The 18,747-nt window shown below is 37.4% G+C and carries 18 protein-coding genes; 6 read left to right on the top strand and 12 right to left on the bottom strand.

What is annotated here, in order from left to right:
• Window positions 1–98: 98 nt before the first annotated feature.
• The 9 genes from AAY42_RS04275 to AAY42_RS04235 all read right to left on the bottom strand — a co-directional run bounded on the left by AAY42_RS04275 (window position 99) and on the right by AAY42_RS04235 (window position 8,228).
• Window positions 99–692, bottom strand: a complete 594-nt coding sequence (locus AAY42_RS04275) for a hypothetical protein (protein ID WP_055392756.1) — start codon at window positions 690–692, stop codon at window positions 99–101.
• 11 nt (window positions 693–703) lie between these two features.
• Complete coding sequence (locus AAY42_RS04270) at window positions 704–3,103, bottom strand: TonB-dependent receptor (protein ID WP_055392755.1); 2,400 nt, start codon at window positions 3,101–3,103, stop codon at window positions 704–706.
• A 62-nt stretch (window positions 3,104–3,165) separates the two neighbouring features.
• On the bottom strand, window positions 3,166–3,420 hold the full coding sequence (locus tag AAY42_RS04265; protein ID WP_139063645.1) for a hypothetical protein: 255 nt from the start codon (window positions 3,418–3,420) through the stop codon (window positions 3,166–3,168).
• 101 nt (window positions 3,421–3,521) lie between these two features.
• Window positions 3,522–3,824 (bottom strand): DUF6787 family protein, encoded by a 303-nt coding sequence (locus AAY42_RS04260; protein ID WP_055392753.1) that lies wholly within the window; start codon window positions 3,822–3,824, stop codon window positions 3,522–3,524.
• Window positions 3,825–3,856: 32 nt separating this feature from the next.
• Window positions 3,857–4,315, bottom strand: coding sequence for a DUF6146 family protein (locus AAY42_RS04255; protein ID WP_055392752.1), 459 nt, complete (start codon window positions 4,313–4,315; stop codon window positions 3,857–3,859).
• A 70-nt stretch (window positions 4,316–4,385) separates the two neighbouring features.
• On the bottom strand, window positions 4,386–5,027 hold the full coding sequence (locus AAY42_RS04250; protein ID WP_055392751.1) for a DUF937 domain-containing protein: 642 nt from the start codon (window positions 5,025–5,027) through the stop codon (window positions 4,386–4,388).
• A 69-nt stretch (window positions 5,028–5,096) separates the two neighbouring features.
• Complete coding sequence (locus AAY42_RS04245) at window positions 5,097–6,050, bottom strand: D-2-hydroxyacid dehydrogenase (protein WP_055392750.1); 954 nt, start codon at window positions 6,048–6,050, stop codon at window positions 5,097–5,099.
• Window positions 6,050–7,114, bottom strand: a complete 1,065-nt coding sequence (gene serC, locus AAY42_RS04240) for a 3-phosphoserine/phosphohydroxythreonine transaminase (protein ID WP_055392749.1) — start codon at window positions 7,112–7,114, stop codon at window positions 6,050–6,052. Before serC ends, AAY42_RS04245 begins: the two co-directional genes overlap by 1 nt.
• Before the next feature lie 67 nt (window positions 7,115–7,181).
• Window positions 7,182–8,228 carry an acyl-CoA reductase gene (locus AAY42_RS04235; RefSeq protein ID WP_055392748.1) on the bottom strand — a complete coding sequence of 349 codons (1,047 nt, stop codon included), beginning with the start codon at window positions 8,226–8,228 and terminating at the stop codon, window positions 7,182–7,184.
• A gap of 86 nt (window positions 8,229–8,314) precedes the next feature.
• Here AAY42_RS04235 and AAY42_RS04230 point away from each other — a divergent pair, with 86 nt between their 5' ends.
• The 5 genes from AAY42_RS04230 (at window position 8,315) to AAY42_RS04205 (ending at window position 15,734) form a co-directional block, all read left to right on the top strand.
• Window positions 8,315–8,668, top strand: coding sequence for a 4Fe-4S dicluster domain-containing protein (locus AAY42_RS04230; protein WP_055392747.1), 354 nt, complete (start codon window positions 8,315–8,317; stop codon window positions 8,666–8,668).
• Between the two features lie 324 nt (window positions 8,669–8,992).
• On the top strand, window positions 8,993–10,087 hold the full coding sequence (gene ychF, locus AAY42_RS04220) for a redox-regulated ATPase YchF (protein ID WP_055392745.1): 1,095 nt from the start codon (window positions 8,993–8,995) through the stop codon (window positions 10,085–10,087).
• A gap of 114 nt (window positions 10,088–10,201) precedes the next feature.
• Window positions 10,202–12,052: a DNA topoisomerase IV subunit B gene (locus tag AAY42_RS04215; RefSeq protein ID WP_055392744.1), complete on the top strand. Its 1,851-nt coding sequence runs from the start codon at window positions 10,202–10,204 to the stop codon at window positions 12,050–12,052.
• Between the two features lie 31 nt (window positions 12,053–12,083).
• Window positions 12,084–14,711 carry a DNA gyrase/topoisomerase IV subunit A gene (locus tag AAY42_RS04210; protein ID WP_055392743.1) on the top strand — a complete coding sequence of 876 codons (2,628 nt, stop codon included), beginning with the start codon at window positions 12,084–12,086 and terminating at the stop codon, window positions 14,709–14,711.
• A 66-nt stretch (window positions 14,712–14,777) separates the two neighbouring features.
• Window positions 14,778–15,734, top strand: coding sequence for a sterol desaturase family protein (locus AAY42_RS04205; RefSeq protein ID WP_055392742.1), 957 nt, complete (start codon window positions 14,778–14,780; stop codon window positions 15,732–15,734).
• A 4-nt stretch (window positions 15,735–15,738) separates the two neighbouring features.
• Here AAY42_RS04205 and AAY42_RS04200 read toward each other — a convergent pair whose 3' ends face one another.
• The 3 genes from AAY42_RS04200 to AAY42_RS04190 form a co-directional block, all read right to left on the bottom strand.
• A complete protein-coding gene (locus AAY42_RS04200; protein WP_055392741.1) occupies window positions 15,739–16,551 on the bottom strand; it encodes a TerC family protein in 813 nt (270 codons plus the stop codon).
• A gap of 2 nt (window positions 16,552–16,553) precedes the next feature.
• Window positions 16,554–16,832: a DNA topoisomerase IV gene (locus AAY42_RS04195; RefSeq protein WP_313777871.1), complete on the bottom strand. Its 279-nt coding sequence runs from the start codon at window positions 16,830–16,832 to the stop codon at window positions 16,554–16,556.
• Between the two features lie 145 nt (window positions 16,833–16,977).
• The gene (locus AAY42_RS04190; protein ID WP_055392739.1) at window positions 16,978–17,355 is read right to left on the bottom strand and encodes a helix-turn-helix domain-containing protein; all 378 of its coding nucleotides are present in this window, start codon (window positions 17,353–17,355) and stop codon (window positions 16,978–16,980) included.
• 269 nt (window positions 17,356–17,624) lie between these two features.
• On the opposite strand from AAY42_RS04190, the gene AAY42_RS04185 reads away from it, so the two are divergent.
• Window positions 17,625–18,734, top strand: a complete 1,110-nt coding sequence (locus tag AAY42_RS04185) for a M14 family metallopeptidase (RefSeq protein WP_055392738.1) — start codon at window positions 17,625–17,627, stop codon at window positions 18,732–18,734.
• Window positions 18,735–18,747: the final 13 nt, after the last annotated feature.

The following is an 18,747-nucleotide window of genomic DNA, read 5'->3' as shown; positions in this document are numbered from 1 at the left end:
GCAAAAAGCTAATCAATATTGAGCTATACCAAATATGTCTGTTTTTTGTTTTCAAAACATCTTCTTGTTTCCGGAGCGGAAAATTTTGAATACGTTATTTATTCAACCACAAGATCAAAGGTTTCTGTTATATCCGTTTCTCCACCAGCATCACCAGTAGTTCCATCGTTTGGTTTTGTAGGTTCATGTCTTAGCGTAACTGTAAATGTACCTGTACCTGCATCTGTTGTGGTTGCTGTAAATACAAGCCCAACAGGATTGGTCGTTGTAAAATTTTCCCCTGTTTCAGCGGAAACATAATCAGATTCGTCATCTGCATAAGCGACATTTAAATTCAATCCAATACCTACTTCAAAGAAAAACTGATGCTCAGCTGCCTCGCCTTCAATTTCTTCATTAACTTCTTCTGCAGGATCTTCCGTTTCATTCAATAATACAATAGAACCATTGTAAGTTGTATTTTCGGAAAGGCTACCAGATATTGTAACATCAGGTTCTTCCGGACCATCGCCATCCAAATCTTGCGTTTGAAGTGTAACTGTTGTTCCACCACCTTCCGGTACTAGTGTAATGGTCATTGTTGTAATGACTTCTTCTTCGTTGACATCGTCCGGAGCTTCATCATCGTTAGAACATGACATTAATAGGGCACCTGCTACAGCTGTTGTAAATAAAAATTTGCTTGTTTTCATAGTAAAAAAATTTAATAATTGAGTTTTAATTGTAATATTATGTTTCTTCCCAAATCATCCGCGTAGAAACGCTGCCGATTCAGATAATCTCGATACTTTGTATTTAAAAGGTTAGTTAAGGTCAATGATGTTGTTAATTTCATATTTCGCTTTAATTGGAATCCCTTCTTTGCGCCAGCTGCTATTAAATGGTACGCATTTGGTGGGGTGTTAATTTCCAAGAGCACGTCTTCCTGGTCTGCAGGTGAAAAAACCCATAAATTCTCCGGAAACTCATTCTGTCGGAAAACATATTGACTTTCCAAAAAGGCTTCAAAGCCATTCCATTCGGGCCTGGAAAAGATAATCTTGTTCCTCAAGGAAGCTGCTGGAATATTTATTAAGGCAGCATCCTTGTCAACGTCCTTTCCTTTAACCAATGAAAACTTATGCTCTGTTTCCCAATTTTTTGTCCAGTCTATATAGGAGGAGAAATCCAGCCCCAATAACCTTGCATCGGTTTGGCGGTATTCCCAAACTGGAAATGCCCCCCGAATGGTAAATTCCACTCCTGTAGGTTCCAATAGAATAAAATCCTTGATAAAATTTCCATAAGGTTCAAGGGTAAATCCCCATTGTTTAAACTGTCTTTGGTATGATAGTGATATTTTATGTGATGTTTCACTTTGAATACTAAGATCACCCAACTCAATTCTGGCAGCTGAATGGTGTAGGCCGTCACTAAACAATTCTGAGGGGTTTGGAGCTCTTTTGGCAATCGCATAGTTTAACCGAGTGGCATTTGCATCATTCTCACTATATTTAAATCCTACAGTTCCAGATATATTGTTGTAGTCAAACACAGGGTTTACAAGCAATTGGGTTCCCCTGTCCTCAACAATCAAGTCTTGGAATTCCGCGTCATAACCTCTTTCTTCCCATCTTGAAGTCTGATAAAATTTTTGGGCATCAATTCTGCTAAAATCATATCTAATTCCGGCATCAACCAATAGTTGATCGTTCAATCGATATTCACCCGTAATAAAAGCCCCAAAATCGTACTTTTCATAATCGGGAATCAATCTCCTTACTCCTGTCTCTGGGTTGGGGAAGTTCTCTTGATATCTCCCTAAAAGCCCAAATTGAAGCTGATATTTTTCCTTGGCATCCCATTTAAAGTCGGAAGAAAGGGTATGGGTTGTAAGTTCCAAGTCTATAGCGGCTTGATCACCACGACCGCCTCTTCTGACATCAAATTCAAAACGTCTATTATTTTGATAATCATACTGAAGGTTCCACTTACCCAATCCTTCAAAGCGTTTGTAAAATTTTATTTTGCCCAAATGATGGGTAACTTCCTGCCTCGGGTTTTGTAATTCATACGTAAACGGATTGATGACCTGTGGCTCACCACTGTTGATGGCTCGTATTAGGTCATCAACACTTCCAATATGGGATGCCCTTAAAATCGCAATTTCTGAGGTGTAGAACGAATATCTTGCATCCCAGCCCCAAGTAAACAATCGCTTACCAAATTGAAGGGATGCACCAATTTCCTTTATACCAGTATTGGAAAGTACATAGTCTGGGGTCTCTTGGTCTCCCAAACGCTTATACGAACCTTGCCCCTTTAAAAACCAGCCTTTTTTAAATGCCCTGGTGAGTTCTGAGGTAATATTTCCACCCCTTCCATTTAATATTCCATTAACCAGGGTTTTTCCATACAAAGTGTCTTTGGAAGGGATTCTCGCCTGTTCCATAAGGATTACACCACCAATGGCATCGCCTCCATATTGAAGCGCAGAAGCTCCCTTGATTACTGAAATTGAACCAGCGGAGTTGATATCAATATTTGGAGCATGCTCATCTCCCCATTCCATATCCTGCATCCGAACACCATCGTTTAATATCAAAACCCTACTGCCATTCAATCCATGAATAGCTGGTTTTACAATGTTTGCCCCGGTGTTTAAGGAAGAAACTCCGCCCAGTTCCTTTAAGGCATCACCCAAATTACCGGAGCTATATTGTTCTAGAGTAGTAAGCCGCAAAGATTCTTCTATAGCTGAGTTTGTTTTATTGGCCACTGCATCTCCAATCACTTTAACTTCCTCCAATTCTTCAATATGATGTTCCAGCCTTATGTCCACCCATTCAATTCCTTCTAGGTTAACCTCAATAAAAACAGTAGAACAGTCAGGATGGGAAATTTCCAATTCATATTCTCCTGAACACAAATCCAAAATTTTGAACTTTCCGTTATCATCAGTTTCCACTATATTTTGAGTACCAACAATTTGTATGACTGCTTTTTCCAAAGGAGTTTTATCGTGATAGTCTATGACTTGTCCTGAAAGGATATCAGTGCAATCTTGAGATAGTCCATGAAAGTGGACTAAAAATACAAATACAATGAAAATAAAGATTTTCATTCTTAGAAATAAATTAAAAAAAGGGTGTTTCCTAAAGAAACCTAATCATTTAATGGGGCCAATTATAAAAGAAGTGAAGGAGGAGGCCTAGAAAAAAGATTAAATGATAAGCTTGAAGTAAAGTCCGTATTGACAATGTCAAAACAGGATTCAGAATATGTGAAACATGATTGTGTTGAAACTACAGGTTGAGTAACATCAAGGAATCCTGTATCCTGCGTTTCAAGCGCTAAATCACAAACAGCACAGCTTTCTATTTTATCTTCATCACAATCTGTATGGGAATAGACATGCAGGGCTGATACCTTGACAAGCATCAAGGATATGAAAAGAAATAAACCAAAAAGCTTTTTAAATTCCTGCATTTGCCGCAAAGCTAGATAATTTGTAGGGTTTTGTTATGTTAAAGAAAACATAATTAATCAAAAAGGAATCCAAGGCCCATACGTTTGAGCATTTTCTTTTCAAAGTTCCAGAAAAATTGGAATTGTCCAAAAAGCCAGCCAAAAAAGACCAACAGAACTTGATAAATGGGAAAAATCAGTAAAATTCTAATGGGCCAATAAACCCATCCAGAAACGGTTTCTTTTTCCAAGCCAATAATATCTGTAAGTGGTGCGGCAAGTTTGGCAGCACAGCTTCCGGTTACTGCAAATACAATAAAGATTATTACTACCTGAAAATTGGATTCAATGCCCCAACGTTTTTTTAATTTCTCCATCAAAATAAAAATTCGATGGCAAAAATAAGGTATTAAATCCTAGGAATAAAAGGACCAAGTCTTTGGTTATATTTCCGTTGAAAATAAATGAAGTAATTGTACAATTTGTAATTTACCTCATAGCCATAATCTATATGAGGGTCATAATTTATTTGTAACTCGTATAAATTTGGATTGAACCGCTGGGGTTGTATTACCCTCTGATTCCAATTAATGACCATAATTTGATTTCTATTTTCCAAGAAGCTCTGGGTATAATAGCCCTCTGGCCTTGCAATACTCTGTAACCAAGCATTAAAACCTGGTTCTATAATGATAATTTCATACTCGGTTTCGTCATCTTTTATCTCAACTGCATCTTCTTCTTGGGAATCAAAGACTGCTTTTTCCTCTGTAGAAATATCCAATGCTTCTTTTTGCGTTGAACACGAAACAAACAAACCCACAATCAATGATGCAGTAATAAAATAGTGTAGTACTCTCTTTTTCATATTATTAAAATACAAAAAAAGCCATTTGAAAACTCAAATGGCTCTGTTAAATAAAGTTAAGATTGGTGGTTTATTTTCCGAAAAGGCCTCCTAAAAGCCCCCCAAGACCACTCTTTTTCTGACTTCCGCTGTTCAATACCATTCCAGCTAAATCATCTATTACACTACCATCACCATCTGAATCCAAAAAGGTTTCTATTAATGATTGTTGCTTATTAGCAGCGCTGTTTCCTCCCATGAGTCCTCCTAAAAGTCCACTTAAAGCATCAGGGCTACTGACATTTTGTTGTTTTGTCTGTTTGCCTAAATAACCCAATAGAATAGGAGCCGCTATTTTTAATATTTGTGAAATTGATCCAGCATCGATACCTGATTTGCTGCTCAAGGCATTTTCAACCTGAGGTTGCTTTGATCCAAAAACATGACCTAGAATACCTGCGCCATCATCCATTACATTTTGATCTACACCACCACCAAATAGACCTCCAAGGTCGTTTAATATGCTGCCATCATGTTTGGAAGAAAGTGCGTTCAATAGACCTTGTGCACCTCCCGGGGAAGAAGTATTTTTCTTCATTGCACCCATTAAAAGAGGCATGGCCATACTCAAAACATCTGCTGTTTTGTTTTCAGGTTGCCCTGTTTGACCAGCTACTCCGCTAATCAATTGTTTGCCCATTGGGCTGTTCAATAAGTCTAATAATCCTGACATTTTATAGTGTTTAGTTTAGGAGCCCAATGTACAAAAAAGAAAGTTTTTAAAACTGTATTTATAAACAAGCTATTTCAACAAATCAATGATTTGAGACGCCAGCTCTGCACCAATACGCTCCTGAGCCTCTTTCGTTGCCGCTCCAATATGGGGCGTTAATGAAATCTGTGGATGCATTAATATTTTGATTTCAGGATTTGGTTCAGATTCAAAGACATCCAATCCAGCAAACGTAATTTTTTTGTTTTCCAGCGCGTCAATAAGCGCTACTTCATCCAAAACACCGCCACGGGATGCATTTATTACTCCAGCACCGGATTTCATCATTTTAAACTCATTTTTCCCCAAGACGTAATCTTTTTGGGCAGGAACATGGATACTAATGAAATCTGAGTTTTGCAAAACGTCTTCTTTTGAACTACTTTTCAATTCAAATTTTACAGATTGACCATCAAAAAATGGGATTTCCACGGTTGCTTCAGGCACGTATGAATCCGTATATAACACTTTCATGCCAAGCCCCAACGCCATTTTTGCGGTAGCCTTGCCAATTCTTCCGAACCCAACAAGTCCTAATGTTTTTCCTCGGAGCTCAGTTCCGCCTGCATAACTTTTCTTTAATTGTTTGAACTTACTATCTCCATCCAGAGGCATATTTCGATTTGAATCGTATAAAAACCGAACGCCTCCAAATAAATGGGCAAATACTAACTCGGCAACAGATTCTGATGAAGCAGCTGGAGTATTTATTACATGAACTCCTTTGGATTTGGCATATTCCACATCAATATTATCCATACCAACACCGCCACGACCAATCAATTCTAAATTTGGACATGCGTCCACCAAAGACTTTCTGGCTTCAGTGGCACTTCGTACCAATAATGCGGTAATATCATTTTCGTTGATAAAGTTTACCAGCTGTTCTTGCGCTACTTTGGTAGTTATTACTTCAAAACCTCCTTTTTCAAGCAGGTCAATTCCAATTTGGGCTATTCCGTCGTTTGCTAAAACTTTTCCCATTATCCTTTCTTTTCCAAATCACTCATTATATCTACCAAGACTCCAACACTTTCCAAAGGAAGGGCATTGTACATGGAGGCCCGATAGCCACCAACAGAACGATGGCCATTAATTCCATTAATTCCGGCTTCTTTGCATTTCTCATCAAAAATTTCTTTCAACGAATCATCAGTAATATTAAAAGTGGCATTCATAATGGAACGGTCTTCTTTTGCTGCAAATCCAGAGAAAACAGGGTTCAGTTCTATTTCAGAATAAATAAGATTTGCTTTACGTTCGTTAATTTCCTCTATGGCAGCAATTCCTCCTAGATCTTTCAGCCACTGCATGGTAAGCATGGAAACGTATACAGCAAAAACTGGTGGTGTATTGAACATGCTATCCTTACTAACATGTACCTTATAATCTAACATTGATGGGATTTGACGCGATACTTTCCCCAAAATGTTCTCTTTTATAACTACTAATGTGGTTCCTGCTGGGCCCATATTTTTTTGTGCTCCAGCATAAATCAGGTCGAATTTCGAAAAATCCATTTGCCTTGAAAAAATATCCGAACTCATATCACATACCAATGGAACATCCGTTTTAGGGAATTTTTTTATTTGCGTTCCAAAAATGGTATTGTTGGAGGTTAAGTGCAAATAATCCAAATCACTTGGAATTGCATATCCCTTTGGGATATAATTGAAATTTTGGTCTTGTGAGGAGGCTACTTCGATAATTTCACCAATCAATTTTGCCTCTTTGATTGATTTTTGACTCCATGTACCTGTATTTACGTATCCCGCTTTTTTATCCAACAAATTAAAGGCAGCCATCAAAAATTGAGTGCTTGCACCACCTTGGAGGAACAATGCTTGATACCCTTTTCCCTCCAGGCCCAAAAGTTCCAGGGCCAGAGCGCGCGCATTTTCCATAATGGCTACAAACTCTTTACTTCTATGGGAAATTTCTATAAGTGAGAGGCCTATTCCATCAAGTTCTACTACCGCCTCAGCGGCTTTCTGCATTACTTCTTTTGGTAAAATACATGGACCAGCACTAAAATTGTGTTTTTTCATTTGGTTAAATTAAGGAGTAAAGTTCTAAAAAAATCTTGGATATAAAAATGGTTAAAACGTATTGACATTAAAGTGATAAAAGGAACGAAATGGTATCAATCCCATCTGCGTAGTCATTAAGTTTTGGTTTTTGGGTTTCCCCAAAATTGACCTTGTTGTTAACTTTTAAATCAGAGACCACACATTGAATGTCATCGCGGTGTTCTTCAAGTTTTTGTTTTAATTCTGTCTCGTTTTCATAATACGAATAAAACAATGATGCAATGGGTGAAGAAAAACTTTCATCTTCTTTTAAAATAAGGAAACCGTTATCCAGAATTTTAAACTCACTCATCAAATAAACTGCTTTATTGTAGTCGTAGTTATTCGAGTATTTAATTTGATTTATCAGGTCTTTATACTCAAAAATGGCATTGAAAAACATGTCAAAATCATAATTTTTTGGAACAAATATTTTGGAAACATTTCTGCATCCCAATCCATAATATCTAAAAATATCTTCTCCCAAAGCCGTAAGCTGCTGCTTTGATTCATTTCCTGTTAGAATGGCGACAGAACTTCTATTCTTTCTAATAATATTTGGCTTTTTTCCGAAATAATACTCAAAATACCTACTGGTGTTATTGCTTCCCGTAGCAATTACCGCATCAAAATCTTCAAGTTTACCTTCGGCAAACTGAATTTTGTCTTCTAAGTTCGGGTCCTGCTGAATCAAGTATTCAGAAAGAAAGGGGAGGAGCACCGTATCGTTTGATGAAAGTTTTGCCAAAACCTTGTTTCCTGACAATAAAACGCATAAAAAGTCATGGAAACCAACCAAAGGAATATTTCCAGCCATGACAAGACCAACGGTCTTTACTTCTTTTGAGTTAGTAAAAGTGTAATTGGAAAGCCAATTGGTCAACTGTTCTTCTGTTAATAAAAACGACCATTGTTCAAGGGCAAATAAAATGTTCTCCTGTGTAAACCAACTGTTTTGCTGTCCTGCTTTTACCAGGATATCATTGAAGTCAGAATACCTATTGTTTTCTGAGAGGTTATGATTTTCACAAAAATCACTTATAAAACTTCCAAGTTTAACAAAAGCTTGCAATCTAGAGGTATGCGCTATCATTATATTTGTACACTAAATTGGTAGGGTTTATTTTTGTCCAAAAGTAAGCATGCAGAAATTATTTCAGCATAAAGGAAAAAGAAATTATGGCAATTATAATAACAGATGAATGTATTAACTGTGGTGCTTGCGAACCTGAGTGCCCAAATACTGCAATTTATGAAGGGGCTGATGAATGGCGCTACAGTGATGGCACATCGTTGGAAGGGGATGTAGTCCTTCCTGATGGAAAAGCTGTAAATGCAGATGAAGTACAGATTCCCATAAGTGATGAAATTTACTATATATCCCCAGATAAGTGTACTGAATGTATGGGCTTTCATGAGGAACCCCAGTGTGCCGCCGTATGCCCGGTAGACTGTTGTGTACCTGATGAGGACAGAGTAGAGACCGAGGAGGAACTCTTAGGAAAGCAAAAATTTATGCACCCTGACGGATAGGTGGAAAAAAGCTTTAATTTAGCCCGAATCGAAAATGGTTCGGGTTTTTTTATGCAAGAAAAAGAGAAAACATATAATGGATTTTGGAAACAGATAGGGTGCACACTTTCCATAATTGCCATTTTAGGCATCCTCGCTGTAATTATTATAGGATTTTATATGCTTCTTTCAGGTTTTTAAGGTTCTTGAAATGTAACATTTGTCATACTTCAACTTATATTTGCAGCCTTAAATAATTCTCGGTGTTCAGTACAAGGTCATGCTATTACGTATAAATAGATAGCAAGCCCAAAATACTAAATACTTAAATCAAACATCTAATCAATGAAAGCTGGTATTGTAGGATTGCCAAACGTAGGAAAATCGACTTTGTTTAATTGTTTGTCCAATGCAAAGGCACAGAGTGCAAACTTTCCCTTTTGTACTATTGAACCTAATATTGGGGTTGTTAATGTACCCGACAATCGAATGGAAAAATTGGAGGAGTTGGTTAGTCCAGAAAAAGTTATTCCCGCAACGGTAGAAATAGTTGATATTGCCGGATTGGTGAAGGGCGCCAGTAAAGGAGAGGGGTTGGGAAACCAATTTTTAGGAAACATTCGTGAAACGGATGCCATTCTCCATGTCTTACGATGTTTTGATAACGATAATATTGTACATGTTGATGGCTCTGTAGATCCAATCAGGGATAAGGAGACCATAGATATGGAACTCCAGTTGAAAGATTTGGAGAGTGTTGAAAAGAAATTGGACAAGGTAAATCGTGCTGCAAAAACAGGAAACAAAGAAGCCCAAAAGGAAGCCGCTGTTTTAACTAGTTTAAAAGAAGGCTTGGAAGCAGGAACATCGGTGCGGGCCATAACACTTTCTGATGATGACCATGCGGAATATGTAAAACCTTTGCAATTGATAACGGACAAACCAGTAATGTATGTCTGTAATGTTGATGAAGAAGCAGCTACAAATGGAAATGCCTATGTAGAAAAGGTAAAAGAAGCGGTAGCCAATGAAAATGCTGAAGTTATATTTTTAGCAGTGGGCACCGAAGCGGATATTACGGAATTGGATACCTATGAGGAACGCCAAATGTTCTTGGAAGATTTAGGTCTTTCCGAGCCCGGTTCAGCTAAACTGATTAGGGGAGCATATAAATTATTGGACTTGGAAACTTATTTTACAGCTGGTGAAAAAGAGGTTAGGGCTTGGACCATTCCAGTTGGGGCAACGGCCCCGCAAGCTGCCGGGGTAATCCATACTGATTTTGAAAAAGGCTTCATTCGAGCAGAGGTCATTGCTTATGATGATTATGTGCAGTATGGAAGCGAATCCAAAGTAAAAGAAGCAGGTAAAATGCGTGTTGAGGGGAAGGAATATGTGGTAAAGGATGGTGATGTCATGCATTTTAGGTTTAACGTTTAAGAGAAATCCTTCTTCATAATAGGTATATCAACAGTATTTGTTGATTACTTTCTTTCGGCTACACATTTATTTTTGCGGCTAAATTTTATATTAGCAAGGATTAACCCTTAACCAATGGCAGAAACCAAGTATACCGAGGATAATATTCGCTCCCTGGACTGGAAGGAGCATATCCGCATGCGCCCCGGAATGTATATTGGTAAGTTGGGAGATGGTTCATCCGCAGACGACGGCATCTATATTCTTCTTAAAGAAGTCATTGACAACTGTATTGATGAGTTTGTCATGGGGGCCGGGAAAACTATTGAAATCAATATCAAGGAAAATACAGTCCATGTCCGTGATTATGGTCGAGGAATTCCATTGGGGAAGGTTGTGGATGTAGTTTCCAAAATGAATACCGGTGGAAAATACGATACTCGGGCTTTTAAAAAATCTGTAGGTCTTAATGGAGTTGGAACAAAGGCAGTAAATGCGCTTTCCAATTTTTTTAAGGTTGAATCAGTGCGTGATGGGCAATCAAAGGCAGCTGAGTTTAAAGCTGGGAATTTAGTAACCGAAGAACTGATAGATTCCACAAAACGCCGGGGTACCAAGGTTAGTTTTGTTCCTGACGAATCCATTTTTAAAAAATATAAATATCGAAACGAGTATGTGGAACGCATGCTCAAAAACTACGTATACCTTAATCCAGGATTAACTATTGTCTTTAATGGGGAAAAATTCTTTTCAGAAAATGGATTGAAGGATTTATTGGAGGATAACAACAACCAAGAAGATTTTCTATATCCAATAATTCATCTTAAAGGAGATGATATCGAAGTTGCCCTAACACATAGTAGAACCCAATACAGTGAGGAATATCATTCCTTTGTAAATGGACAACATACTACGCAAGGAGGAACACACCAAGCCGCTTTTAGGGAGGCTATTGTAAAGACCATTCGTGATTTTTATGGTAAAAATTATGATGCCTCGGATATCAGAAAATCCATAATTTCTGCTATTTCCATTAAAGTGATGGAGCCTGTTTTTGAAAGTCAAACTAAGACCAAACTGGGCTCTACGGACATGGGAGGAAAGTTACCCACTGTCCGAACCTATATCAATGACTTTGTTGGAAAGTACCTAGATAATTACTTGCATAAAAACCAAACCACGGCCGAAGCAATTCAGCGCAAGATTGTACAGGCTGAAAAAGAAAGAAAGGAACTTTCTGGAATTCGAAAATTAGCGAGAGATCGCGCTAAAAAAGCAAGCTTGCACAATAAAAAACTTAGAGATTGCCGAGTTCATCTTCAAGATATGAAGAAGGACAGAAGGTTGGAATCCACACTGTTTATTACAGAGGGAGATTCAGCTTCCGGTTCTATCACCAAATCTAGGGATGTAAACACCCAAGCGGTTTTCAGTCTACGGGGAAAGCCTTTGAATTCCTATGGAATGTCAAAAAAGATTGTGTATGAAAATGAAGAATTCAATCTGTTGCAAGCAGCTTTAAATATTGAAGAATCGATGGAAGACCTGCGTTACAACAATATTGTAATCGCCACGGATGCAGATGTTGACGGAATGCACATACGTCTTTTACTGATTACGTTCTTTTTGCAATTCTTTCCAGAATTGATAAAAGAAAACCATTTATACATTCTACAAACCCCTCTTTTCAGGGTTAGAAATAAAAAAGAAACCATTTATTGTTACAGCGAGGAAGAAAGACGAAATGCTATTCAAAAGCTCACCGGTAAACCAGAAATTACAAGATTTAAAGGGTTGGGCGAGATTTCTCCAGACGAGTTTCAACATTTTATAGGCGATGATATTCGCCTTGAACCTGTAATGTTGGACAAAGCAATGAGCATAGATAATTTACTGAAATTCTATATGGGCAAAAACACCCCTGATAGACAAGAATTTATCATTAAAAACCTTAAAGTAGAACTTGATTTAGTTGAAGAAAACTAACTATAAACCAGATAAATGTATCCCCTTCTAAATGGAAGAGAATGAAGATTTGAATGATGAAGGTTTAGAAAACCAAGACAGTTCCCAAGATAGCCTTACAAGGGTCACGGGCATGTACAAGGATTGGTTTTTGGACTATGCCTCTTATGTTATTTTAGAGCGTGCCGTTCCTGCAATAGAAGACGGTTTTAAACCAGTGCAACGCAGAATAATGCACGCCCTTAAAGAGTTGGACGATGGCCGGTACAACAAAGTGGCCAATGTCGTTGGGCATACTATGCAATACCATCCTCATGGAGATGCGAGTATTGCAGATGCCATGGTTCAAATAGGGCAGAAGGACTTACTTATAGATACTCAAGGAAACTGGGGGAACATTCTTACCGGTGATGGGGCCGCTGCATCCAGGTATATAGAGGCTAGACTCTCAAAATTTGGATTAGAGGTTGTTTTCAGCCCAAAAATTACTGAATGGCAGCTTTCCTATGATGGTAGAAAGAAGGAACCTGTAAATCTTCCGGTCAAATTCCCATTGCTGTTGGCGCAGGGAGCTGAGGGAATTGCTGTGGGATTGTCAACCAAGGTACTCCCACACAACTTTAATGAGTTGATTGATGCCTCCATGAAACATTTAAAAGGCCAACGTTTCAAGCTATTTCCAGATTTCCCAACTTCTGGAATTATAGACGTCACCAATTATAATGATGGGCTTCGGGGCGGTAAGGTTCGTGTTCGCGCTAAGATTTCAACATTTGACAAGAATACTCTTGTTATCAATGAAATACCATATGGAACCAATACATCTTCATTAATAGATTCTATTCTTAAAGCCAATGACAAGGGTAAAATCAAAATCAAAAAAATAGAAGACAATACCGCTGCAGAGGTAGAGATTTTGGTTCATCTGCCTAGTGGAATTTCTCCTGACAAAACCATAGACGCGCTATACGCATTTACGTCTTGCGAATCTTCCATATCTCCTTTGGGATGTATTATTGAGGACAACAAACCTCTATTTATAGGTGTTACTGAAATGCTTATGCGTTCAACCGACTATACGGTTGAATTGTTAAAGGCTGAGCTCGAAATTCAGCTTGGTGAACTGGAGGAGCAATGGCATTTTGCTTCTTTAGAACGTATTTTTATTGAGAATAGAATCTACCGTGATATTGAGGAGGAGGAAACATGGGAAGGTGTTATCTCAGCTATTGATAAAGGGCTTAAACCATTCACCAAAAACCTGAAAAGAGCGGTTACAGAGGATGACATAGTTCGTTTGACCGAAATCCGCATCAAACGTATTTCCAAATTTGATTTAGAAAAAGCCCAACAGCTTATTGACAGTTTGGACGAGAAAATTGCTCAAACCAAACATCATCTGGAACATTTGGTAGACTACGCCATTGATTACTTTAAAGAACTCAAGAAGAAATATGGCAAAGGACGAGAACGTAAGTCAGAGATTAAAATCTTTGATGACATTGAAGCTACCAAAGTAGTCATTAGAAATACTAAACTCTATGTAAACCGGGAGGAAGGGTTTATTGGAACCTCATTACGGAAAGATGAATATGTTACGGATTGCAGTGATATAGATGACATTATCGTTTTCACCAAAAAAGGTGAAATGATGATCACAAAGGTCGACTCCAAGACCTTTATTGGAAAAGGAATCATTCATGTAGCGGTATTTAAGAAGAAAGATAGCCGTACCATCTATAATATGATCTACAAAGATGGAAGGGGAGGGCCTAGCTACATCAAGAGATTTAATGTCACCAGTATCACTAGGGATAAGATGTATCAATTGGCAGGAGGCAAGCCAACATCGGAGGTACTTTACTTTTCAGCCAACCCCAATGGAGAAGCGGAAACTATTACCGTATTACTGAGGCAATCCGGTAGCATTAAGAAATTAAAATGGGATTTGGATTTTGCTGACCTGTTGATAAAAGGAAGAGCATCAAAAGGAAATTTGGTCACTAAGTATCCCGTAAAGAGAATAGAGTTAAAAGAAAAAGGAGTTTCTACCCTTAAGCCAAGAAAAATTTGGTTTGATGATATCGTGGGACGTCTAAACGTTGATGGAAGAGGAGAGCTTCTGGGTGATTTTAAAGGAGATGACCTTTTGTTGATTATTGATCAGAAAGGAAAAGTCAAAACCATTCCACCAGATTTATTGACTCGTTTTAATGATGATATGATTGTTCTGCAAAAATGGAACCCTAAAAAACCAATCTCCGTTGTGCATTTTGAAGGTGAAAAGGAGCGCTATTATATAAAAAGGTTTTTAGTTGAAAATCCCAACAAGGAAGAAATAGTGATTTCGGAACATCCAAAATCACACCTTGAGCTCGTTTCTACAGATTGGAAACCATTGATTGAGATTGAATTTTCAAAACCAAGAGGTAAGGATGCCAAACCTAATCAACAGATAGATGTAGGAGATTTCATATCTGTAAAGGGAATAAAAGCAATAGGGAACCAACTAACATCAGAAAAAGTAAAAAATATTAATGCCTTGGAGCCTCTTCCCTTTGAAGAGCCCAAAGAACCTATTCCAGAGGAGATTGAAGTGGTGGATGAAGAATCCATAGGCTTTAATGATAATGATATAGATTCAAAAGATGATGGTTCTGAGCAAACTACTTTGTTTTAATGCATTATTCTACTTATTTTGGCGCTCAAGTTATACACACCTAACCCAATAGCTTAATTTTTTTATATGGATTTCACTAACCCGTTGGTATACGGCGTACCTGTTTTTATTGCGTTTATTTTATTTGAATTAACTTACAGTAAGGCACATGGTGATGACCATTTATATAATTGGAAAGATTTAGCTGCAAGTGGCTTCATGGGAATTGGGTCTGCAATTTTAGGTCCATTGTTCAAGGTTATTTTTGCAATTGTTCTTTTTGAAGGTGTATATGAGCTCTGTAATCCCATGGTAGATGGAGTTCGAAGGAATTTTTTGGGCTATGAATCTTTTGGTTACGCATGGTATATTTGGATTCTATGTCAATTAGCTGATGATTTCACATACTACTGGTTCCATAGAGCCAACCATGAAATACGAATATTATGGGCCGCACACATTGTGCACCATTCCTCAGATAATTTTAATCTAGGGACAGCCGTCCGAAATGGATGGTTCACTATTTTGTACAAACCTCTATTTTATATGTGGATGACAGCAATTGGGTTTCCACCAGAAATGGTTGTGGTTTGTTTGGGAATCGAGGCATTGTGGCAATTTCAACTGCACTCCGTTTATGTTCCTAAAATGGGATTCATTGAGAAAATTTTCAATACACATACTATGCACCAGGTGCACCACGCACAAAATGTTGAATATTTGGACAAGAACCATGGTGGATTCTTAAACATCTTTGATAAAATGTTTGGCACATGGAAAGAGCTTGATGATGATGTTGATGTAAAATATGGAGTTATCCATTCACCTGATTCTTTTAATCCTGTGGTAATCCTTACCCATGAATTCAAGGATATTTGGAATGATATGAAGAAGTCCAAAAAACTATCCCACAAACTAATGTACATTTTTGGCCCTCCGGGATGGAGCCATGACGGCAGTACACTTACCGTAAGGCAGCAACAGAAACTGCATGAAACGCAGAAGCAACTGCATCCTGAATTGGCTTTCCAGCGACCCAATTAGAACTTTAACCTTCTAGGGTTTCGCCATTTTTCTGTTTGTTCTTTTTCATTCTTAGGTCAAAAAACTCAACCATTAAGGAGAAGGATATTGCAAAGTAAAGATACCCTTTGGGTATTGCTCCAATCTCATTGTCAAATACCACCAAGTGTGAAAGATGTGCCGCTTCTGTAATCAGCATAAACCCAATTAAAATAAGGAATGATAGACCCAACACCTGTATAGATGGATGTTTGTTCACAAACTCACCAACAGGATTGGCGAATACCATCATAATTATTACGGAAATAACCACAGCCGTTACCATCAAAATCAAAGCATCAGTTGGGTTGGGAGAAATACCATTCGTCATTCCAATTGCCGTAAGAATAGAATCAAAGGAAAAGACAATATTAATTACGGTTATTTGAACAATTGCATTGGTCAATGATGAAGACCTTGATTTGGTGACTTCACGTTCATCATGGCCTTTATCCTCAATTTTTTCACGAATCTCCTTAGTGCTCTTGTAAAGTAGAAAAAGACCTCCCACAAATAAAATTAGAGCTTGCCAGCTTATTCCACCGGTAATCCAAGATTCGTCCAATACTAGAAAAGGTTTTTTCATTTTGGTCAACCATGTAATACCAAAAAGCAGTACTATTCGCATACCCATGGCCAATACCAATCCAAGATTTGTAGCTTTTTTTCTGTCTTTCTTCTCAAGCTTGCCCGCAGCAATGGAAATAAAGATTATGTTGTCTATCCCAAGGATGATTTCCAAAAATGTCAATGTAAGTAGGGCCATCCAGGCATCTGGACTCGTAAAAATTTCAAGCATGGTTAGTTTATTTTAAATGCAGTTCCTTTAAATTTACGCTTATCTCCAATCGCATTATATTCAAATGTATAAGAAGAATCCGAAGTAGTCAATATTTTAATATGAATTGATTTCTCTTCAGCCTTATTTTTAGGGTTTATATTTTTGAGAACGTACTCGCAATCATTGATCCAACGTATTGAAGAAGTATCTTGTTTTCCTTCAAAATAATCAATCTCTATTTCTTTCGTCCGAGAAAAAGTAGTTTGCTTCTCTTCTCCATTTATCACACTTTTGAACATAAACTTCCCAGTTTTAAAATTAGCGCAGTTACGTTGCGGCGGTGAAGAACAAGCACATAAGAAAAGGACCAGTACAAATAGAAACAGCTGTTTTAACATACCTGCAAAATAACGGTAAAGTATAGAATTTGGATAGATGAAATGATTATTTTTTTATCTCGAAAGATTCAAAAGTGCCATCTGCATAGAATAATGCAATACGAATGGGTTCCTTAGCTGTTAGTACAGAACTTTTGCTTCCGTGTGTTGCTATGGTATTTGATATTTCAGATAGGGCAGAGGTATCTGAATCATTTTCACGCTCAGGATTTGGAAAATCTCCCTTTCCATATAATAACCAATAGAGATCTACTGAAGGATATGCTAGAACCACTTTCATTACAAAATCCAAACTTGGTTTATTTCTTTCACTTAGGAGATGGGAAATGCTTGAACGCTGCACACCAATCTTATCCGCAAAAGTGGATACAGTTAATCCATAATGGTTAATAATTGACCTAATGCGATCTATGATTTCATTCATTACAATTGTAATTAATCATAAAGTAAAAGTAATCATTGCTGGTAGAATTTTTATCGAAATTCTAAAAAATAATCAAAATATATTTGAATTATTAGATTTAATAAAAGTATTTAAATATATGATTAATAGTCACTTAAATTATATTTAGTTTTTATTGGGTACAATTGTAAACAAACATCAATTCCACAAATATTCTTGAGGATAGATATGTTTACAATTGTAATTTATTCTTCATTTACTTTTGTAAACCTAATTCTTGTACAGACTCAATGGTGAATCATAAAACCTTTAAAGAAAAATCAATTCACGGACGTTACGTTACTAGCGAAATGCTTAAAATGGAATGGCTGGGTAAGTCCGAGACTTCCACAATTAAAACCATTGGTAGTTCGGTTCAAGAGAATGGGATTATCTCCATTTCTTTAGGAACTGGAAAAAATAAAATCTTGATGTGGTCCCAAATGCATGGAAATGAATCCACAACCACGAAGGCTGTAGTAGATCTGGTTAATTATTTGCGTTCTGGGGAAACAATAGCAACATCAATTCTAGAAAATTGTTCATTATTAATTATACCCATCCTTAACCCGGATGGAGCAAAACAATATACACGTGTAAATGCCAATAAGATTGACTTAAACAGGGATGCAAAGCAACTTACACAACCTGAGAGTAAAATTTTAAGGAATGTCTTTGAAGAGTTTAGACCAGATTACTGCTTTAACCTTCATGATCAACGTACACTTTTTAGTGCAGGCAAGGATGCCAAACCGGCAACTGTATCTTTTTTGGCTCCGGCAAGTGATCAAGATCGCCAAGTTACCCCTACTCGGGAAAAGGCAATGAAACTAATCGTTGCAATGAATAAAATGTTACAGCAATTAATTCCTGGGCAGGTGGGAAGGTATGATGATGGGTTTAATGACAATTGCGTAGGAGATACATTTCAAATGTTAAAGGTTCCAACTATTTTGTTTGAAGCTGGGCATTTCCCAAAAGATTATGAACGGGAAAAAACAAGAGAATATATTTTTTATGCATTGATTGAGTCCATTAATACAATAGCAGCAAGCAAAGTAGAAGAATTTAAAAGTGTGGACTATCTTGAAATTCCTGAGAATCAAAAACTTTTTTATGATGTAATAGTTAGGCATGTAGGATTGGTCAACTCATTTTTTGAGCCAAACGAGAATATTGGGATACGCTTTAAGGAAGTTCTCAGGGACAATAAGCTATTGTTTGAACCTGAATTGATTGATAGTGGAAAGCTTGAGGGGTATTTTGGACATGAAATCCTAGATTGTTCCAGCGAAAAGGCTATTGAAGATTTATATTCCCGTAAGGAAATTCTGAATTTAATACTTTCAAAAAAGAAATAGCTACTCATTTATG

Origin of the sequence: Flagellimonas eckloniae (genome assembly GCF_001413955.1) — a bacterium.
Taxonomy (GTDB): Bacteria; Bacteroidota; Bacteroidia; order Flavobacteriales; family Flavobacteriaceae; genus Flagellimonas; species Flagellimonas eckloniae.
Note: the sequence above shows the minus strand (reverse complement) of the source record. Positions and strands in the feature narration are given on the sequence as shown.

Bases quoted from the DNA above. Each gene is read 5' to 3' on its own strand.
- AAY42_RS04275 (WP_055392756.1), bottom strand. From the start codon at position 692: ATGAAAACAAGCAAATTTTTATTTACAACAGCTGTAGCAGGTGCCCTA.
- AAY42_RS04270 (WP_055392755.1), bottom strand. From the start codon at position 3,103: ATGAAAATCTTTATTTTCATTGTATTTGTATTTTTAGTCCACTTTCAT.
- AAY42_RS04265 (WP_139063645.1), bottom strand. From the start codon at position 3,420: ATGCTTGTCAAGGTATCAGCCCTGCATGTCTATTCCCATACAGATTGT.
- AAY42_RS04260 (WP_055392753.1), bottom strand. From the start codon at position 3,824: ATGGAGAAATTAAAAAAACGTTGGGGCATTGAATCCAATTTTCAGGTA.
- AAY42_RS04255 (WP_055392752.1), bottom strand. From the start codon at position 4,315: ATGAAAAAGAGAGTACTACACTATTTTATTACTGCATCATTGATTGTG.
- AAY42_RS04250 (WP_055392751.1), bottom strand. From the start codon at position 5,027: ATGTCAGGATTATTAGACTTATTGAACAGCCCAATGGGCAAACAATTG.
- AAY42_RS04245 (WP_055392750.1), bottom strand. From the start codon at position 6,050: ATGGGAAAAGTTTTAGCAAACGACGGAATAGCCCAAATTGGAATTGAC.
- serC (WP_055392749.1), bottom strand. From the start codon at position 7,114: ATGAAAAAACACAATTTTAGTGCTGGTCCATGTATTTTACCAAAAGAA.
- AAY42_RS04235 (WP_055392748.1), bottom strand. From the start codon at position 8,228: ATGATAGCGCATACCTCTAGATTGCAAGCTTTTGTTAAACTTGGAAGT.
- AAY42_RS04230 (WP_055392747.1), top strand. From the start codon at position 8,315: ATGGCAATTATAATAACAGATGAATGTATTAACTGTGGTGCTTGCGAA.
- ychF (WP_055392745.1), top strand. From the start codon at position 8,993: ATGAAAGCTGGTATTGTAGGATTGCCAAACGTAGGAAAATCGACTTTG.
- AAY42_RS04215 (WP_055392744.1), top strand. From the start codon at position 10,202: ATGGCAGAAACCAAGTATACCGAGGATAATATTCGCTCCCTGGACTGG.
- AAY42_RS04210 (WP_055392743.1), top strand. From the start codon at position 12,084: ATGGAAGAGAATGAAGATTTGAATGATGAAGGTTTAGAAAACCAAGAC.
- AAY42_RS04205 (WP_055392742.1), top strand. From the start codon at position 14,778: ATGGATTTCACTAACCCGTTGGTATACGGCGTACCTGTTTTTATTGCG.
- AAY42_RS04200 (WP_055392741.1), bottom strand. From the start codon at position 16,551: ATGCTTGAAATTTTTACGAGTCCAGATGCCTGGATGGCCCTACTTACA.
- AAY42_RS04195 (WP_313777871.1), bottom strand. From the start codon at position 16,832: ATGTTCAAAAGTGTGATAAATGGAGAAGAGAAGCAAACTACTTTTTCT.
- AAY42_RS04190 (WP_055392739.1), bottom strand. From the start codon at position 17,355: ATGAATGAAATCATAGATCGCATTAGGTCAATTATTAACCATTATGGA.
- AAY42_RS04185 (WP_055392738.1), top strand. From the start codon at position 17,625: ATGGTGAATCATAAAACCTTTAAAGAAAAATCAATTCACGGACGTTAC.